This is a genomic window from Gemmatimonadota bacterium, assembly GCA_040882465.1.
GTDB lineage: Bacteria > Gemmatimonadota > Gemmatimonadetes > Longimicrobiales > Gaopeijiaceae > JBBEBG01.
Window position 1 is genome coordinate 1 of sequence record JBBEBG010000015.1, and the last position, 5,081, is coordinate 5,081.

Genomic DNA, 5,081 nt, shown 5'->3' on the forward strand with positions numbered 1-5,081 from the left:
CGGTCCCATCTCCACCGTTCCCAGGGTACCTAGACCGGACGAATCGGCCCGTGGATCCATCGAAGAGGGTCCCGGTCTCGATCGTCGAGTTCTGGGCCCAATGGATCCCCGGCGCGGAACCGTACTGGGGGAGGGACGAGTACCCCGCCCACGTCTCCTCGAACCAAACCCCCGACGCCGGAGTGGGCGGGAGTGCCGCGGCCTGTTGTACGTTGACCGTAACGGTGTCCGCGCTGCAGCAGCTTGCCGACACCACGATCCGCACCGTCCCCGCGGCGTTCCCCATAACGAGACCGGTCGGGCTCACGCTCCCGATGAGACTGGAAAGGCTCGTCCAGGAGAGTCCCGGATTGGAAACCACGTTTCCGTTCCCGTCCCGGGCCGTCGCGCTCAACTGCAAGGTCGAGCCGATCCCGACAATCGTTCCGCCGTCCGGGGTGATCTCGATCGTACCGATCGCTGGCGGAGGAGGAGGAGTCTGGGCCGCCTGCACAGTGATTAGGACTGTGTCCGCGCCGCAACAGACGGCTGACACCACGATCAGCGCCGTTCCCGCAGAGTTTGCTGTCACGCGTCCCAAGCTCGTCACGGATGCCACATTGCTCGACAGGCTCCCCCAGGTCAGGCCAGGATTGGAGACAGTGTTCCCCTGCGCGTCCTTGGCCACTGCGCTCAGCTGGAGCGTCGAGCCGACGACAATGGTACCCCCGTCCGGCGAGATAGCAACCGTTCCGACCGACGGAGCCGACACCGTTACCCCGGTGGGGACCACGGAAAGCTGCCCGAAGACCGCCCCGCCGGTGTCCAAGGAACCCCGGTAGGAAACCATCTGGAAGTCGTAGCTGGTGCCGGGATTGAGGCCCTGGACAGTGCAGGTCACCGTGCTTCCGATTGCGGCGCCCGTAACGACCCCCGAGCAGGTGCCCTGCGTCACGGGTGAAGCACCTCCCCACCCCCATCCCATCGGCGTGGTCCGGTAGCGAACCTGCGACTTGGCGGGGTTTCCGGTGCCATCGTCAACCTGCGTAAAGCGTAGCGTGACCGAGCTCGTCGTCACCAACGTGACCCTGAGATCGGTGACCTGACCGGGAATCCCGGTCGGGGCCGGCGCGGAAGGTTCCGGTTCGGGCTCCGGCTGTGGTTCGGGCTCCGGCTGTGGTTCGGGCTCGGGCTCAGGTTCGGGCTCGGGCTCAGGTTCGGGCTCCGGCTCCGGCTCCGGCTCGGGTTCCGGCTCGGGTTCCGGCTGTGGCTCCGGCTGTGGCTCGGGCTCCGGCTGCGGCTCGGGTTCCGGCTGTGGCTCGGGCTCCGGCTGGGGCTCCGGTTGCGGTTCGGTAGGCGGGATGGTCCCCCCACCCTCTCCCGGCTCGTCCACGGGTGGCGGAGGCCGCGAAGTGATCGTAATGGTCGCCCATCCCTTGATCGTTGGCGCGGCTGCCTGTGCGACCCCGCCGAAGGCTGCCGAGCCGGTGGCAGAGTTCACCTCCGCAGTAATCGTCACGGATCCCGTCCCGACCGCGACGACGCTTCCCGCCCCATCCACACTCGCTCGTGTGAGACTGGAGCTACTCCAAGTCAGTGCAACATCTGGAACCAAGTTTCCATATCGGTCCACGACCTGGGCCACCAACTGGCGGGTCGATCCTACTTCCATCGAAGCCGCGCTCGGCGAGACAAACACGACGTCGGGCGTACTCGCCCGGGCTCGGACACGGATCTCTACTTTGCGCCGATTCCATCGAGATCTGTTGTCCTGAATGCTCGCCTCGAGCACCTGCTGGCCGGCGCGCTCGCCGAAGGTCCAAACCGCCTCCGCGACACCGTTTGATCCGGTCACGGCCTGCAAGGGAGCGACCGACCCGCCACCCGCACCGAGGGCGAAGTCCACCGCCACATTTGGAACCGGTCTTCCAATATTGTCTGTAACCAGCACTCGCACCGCATCATCCGCGGTCTCACCGACGACACCGTCAACGACGCCGTCAACAACATTGAACTCGAGCGCGTCCTGGTCGAGCAGGGTGGGTCCGGTAGCGGAAGAGTTGCAGGAGGCGAGGGCCAGGGCGAGAAACGCCCAGGCCGTCGTCGAAGTCGCCCGGGGCGCGCCCTTCCACCCGCTGCGCACCCGCAGGCGATCACTTTTAGCCTTCGGTCTATGCACCTTCATCTTATTCCTTTCAGCCAAGGCCGGGCTTCAGAGCCTGTCGCGCTTGGACTTCGACCCGATTGGCGGTGTATTCGTGTTGGATAGTTGCAGCAGGTGCTGAGCTCCTGCGGCGCTTCCTTGCCTCACGTGTGGAGAGGGCAAACAATGAACCCAGAGGGAGCCGCCCGACCTGCAGCGGCCTCAAATGGCTTGGTTAAGCCAAAAACTCTTAAGGGGAGCGAAAGCGGGGGGACACCCGAGAGGGCGCCGTTTCAGAAATGACTTCCGAACTTCGCGCACTGTTTTCGTGGAGTTTGCACCTGGCCGCCGCAGGGGAGTCGAGGCCGTTCACGGCAGGGAAGATCACGCCGATCTCCGACCCCCAGGCTTCAGGTCCGGCGACGGGCGTTTCTTAAGGAATTAAAAGGGAAATCCGAATGCGACCGAGCGGCTGCCGGCGGGCGGAACCGAACCCGCGGGCAGATCACGGTTCCCGGTTTTCGAGACCAGAAGTCAGAACGAATTTTCGTGGCGTCCCCGCCACAGAGTTCGAGCCTCATTGGGAGCGGCTCGTCCGTTTGGGTCGCTGTGGTTCACCCCTAGTGGAATCAGCCGATGCTCCGGAAGGCCATACCAGCCTGTGCAGTCGTATGATTACTGCTGCAATTCTTTGGTGGACTGAGACTTACAACAGATCGTGCCCCGGCCGGAACGGACGGATGTGACCTGCCGGCAAGTGTTTTGGATGGTTTGTATAGACCCTCGGGATCAATCGCCTCGTGGAGAGGGCGCCCTCCGATCCCAAGCCGGGCGTAACACACGAACAAGAACTCGACTTCGTGTTAACTCCGGCGCGCCCCCTTTGCCCTCTTCCGCACCTCCAACACGAGGTTCTGCAGGTCGGCCGGCGAAACACCCGGAATCCTCCCCGCCTGCGCCAGATTCTGGGGGCGGACCCGAGCCAACTTGTCCCGGGCCTCACGGGAGAGAGTCACGAATTCGCCGTAAGCGAGGTCCTCGGCGAGCAAGAACTCGGCTTGCGCCCGGAGTCGCTGGGCCCGCTCCCCTTCCCTGAGCACATATCCGGCGTACTTCACCTCGACTTCGACCGCCGTGAGCTGCTCCTCGTGTTTCCCGAAGGGCGCGCCTCCGGCCTCCGCGAGATCGAGGGCCCGGACACCCGGACGCCGAAGCAATTCCTCTCCCCGCGCCGGTCGGGCCACTTCGGCGCTCCCGGCCGCCCTCAGAAGCGGATTCACGGCCTCGGGATGGAGTTTGGTCGAGCGGAACCAGTCGAGCAGCTCACTCCGGCGGTTCAACCGTCCTTCGAGGGCCGCCTCCTGACCCTCGAGGAGAAGCCCATTCTTTCTCGCGAGCGGGCCGAGGCGCTCGGGGGCGTTGTCCTGACGAAGAAGAAGCCGGAACTCCGCTCGTGAGGTGAAGAGGCGATACGGCTCGTCCACCCCCTTCGTGACGAGGTCGTCCACGAGGACTCCGATGTACGCCTGATCCCGCTCCAGAATGAAGGGCTCTCGGTCGAGAACCTGGAGCGCGGCGTTGGCCCCGGCCACGACTCCCTGTCCCGCGGCCTCTTCGTATCCCGTCGTGCCATTGATCTGGCCGGCGAAAAAAAGCCCGGGGACGGCGCGGACTTCGAGGGTGTGCCGCAGCTGGTGGGGCGGGAAGTAGTCGTACTCGATGGCGTAGCCGAGCTTCGTGATGCGGGCGTCCTCGAGGCCCGGGACCGTTCGGATGAAGGCCTCCTGAACGTCGGCCGGAAGGGAGGTCGAGAGGCCGTTCACATAGAGCTCCGTGGTCTCGAGCCCCTCCGGCTCGAGGAAGACCTGGTGCCGCGCGGCCGTCGGAAACTTCACGATCTTATCTTCGATCGAGGGACAATACCGCGGCCCCCGGCCCGAGATCTCGCCCCCATAGAGGGCGCTCCGCCCCAGGTTCTCCTGGACGACGCGCTTCAGCCCCTCTCCGGTCCAGGTGATCCAGCAGACCCTCTGCTCGGGGACCCTCTCCTCCACATAGGCGGAGAACCGGTAGTCCTGCGAGTCCCCCGCCTGGACTTCTACCTTGGAAAAGTCCACGGTACGGCCGTCCACTCGAGGAGGCGTGCCGGTCTTGAACCGGGCCATTTCGAGCCCCTTCGCCTCCAGCGCTTCCGCAAGCTCCACGGAGGGCGCCTCACCGGCCCTTCCCGCCTCGATCCCCGCCTCGCCTCCCACATGAATCTTCCCACGGAGGAAGGTCCCGGCAGTCACGACGATCGCACTCGCCGAAAAACACAGGCCTCCGCGTGTGACGACCCCTCCGACTCGCTCCCCCTCCATCCAAAGCCCGGAAACCATCTCCTGGAAGAGGTCGAGTTGTTCGAGATCGTCCAGAATCCTTCGCACCGCTCGAGGATAGAGACCCCGGTCGCATTGTGCCCGCGGGCTCCAGACGGCGGGACCCTTCGAGCGATTCAGCATCCGGAAGTGGATTCGTGAGGCGTCCGTCGCCCGCCCCATCACTCCCCCGAGGGCGTCCACCTCCCGGGCCACCACCCCCTTCGCAACCCCGCCGATCGCCGGATTGCAACTCATCTGTCCGATTCGGGAGAGGTCCGGCGTGACGAGGAGTGTCCGCACGCCGAGGCGCGCGGAAGCCGCGGCCGCCTCGATTCCGGCGTGCCCACCCCCCACCACGATCACGTCATATGCCTGTGTCATCGGATTTCGAAGCCCTGTTCCGGGAGCGCCGACGCTTCCCCGTGACCCGCAACGCGATCCACCCGCGCTCCCCCGGGGCCATGGCCTAGCGCCGCCTCCATCCGCTCCACGACTTCCCGGGAGCCCGCGAAGTGCACCTCAACGGCGCCGTCGGGACGATTTCGCACCCAACCCCGGAGCCCCAGCGACTCGGCGGTCCGAACCGTCCACCAACGAAA

3 protein-coding genes are annotated in these 5,081 nt (G+C 65.5%); all 3 read right to left on the reverse strand.

Going from position 1 to position 5,081, the window contains the following annotated elements; genetic code table 11:
• Window positions 1-2,158: Ig-like domain-containing protein (locus tag WEG36_04210; GenBank protein MEX1256804.1), on the reverse strand; the 2,158-nt coding region annotated here is incomplete at its 3' end.
• A gap of 827 nt (window positions 2,159-2,985) precedes the next feature.
• A complete protein-coding gene (gene mnmG, locus WEG36_04215; GenBank protein MEX1256805.1) occupies window positions 2,986-4,863 on the reverse strand; it encodes a tRNA uridine-5-carboxymethylaminomethyl(34) synthesis enzyme MnmG in 1,878 nt (625 codons plus the stop codon).
• Window positions 4,860-5,081, reverse strand: a 222-nt coding sequence (locus tag WEG36_04220; GenBank protein ID MEX1256806.1) for an acylphosphatase, incomplete at its 5' end; no start/stop codon positions are given. The genes WEG36_04220 and mnmG, both read right to left, overlap by 4 nt.

Bases quoted from the DNA above. Each gene is read 5' to 3' on its own strand.
- mnmG (MEX1256805.1), bottom strand. From the start codon at position 4,863: ATGACACAGGCATATGACGTGATCGTGGTGGGGGGTGGGCACGCCGGA.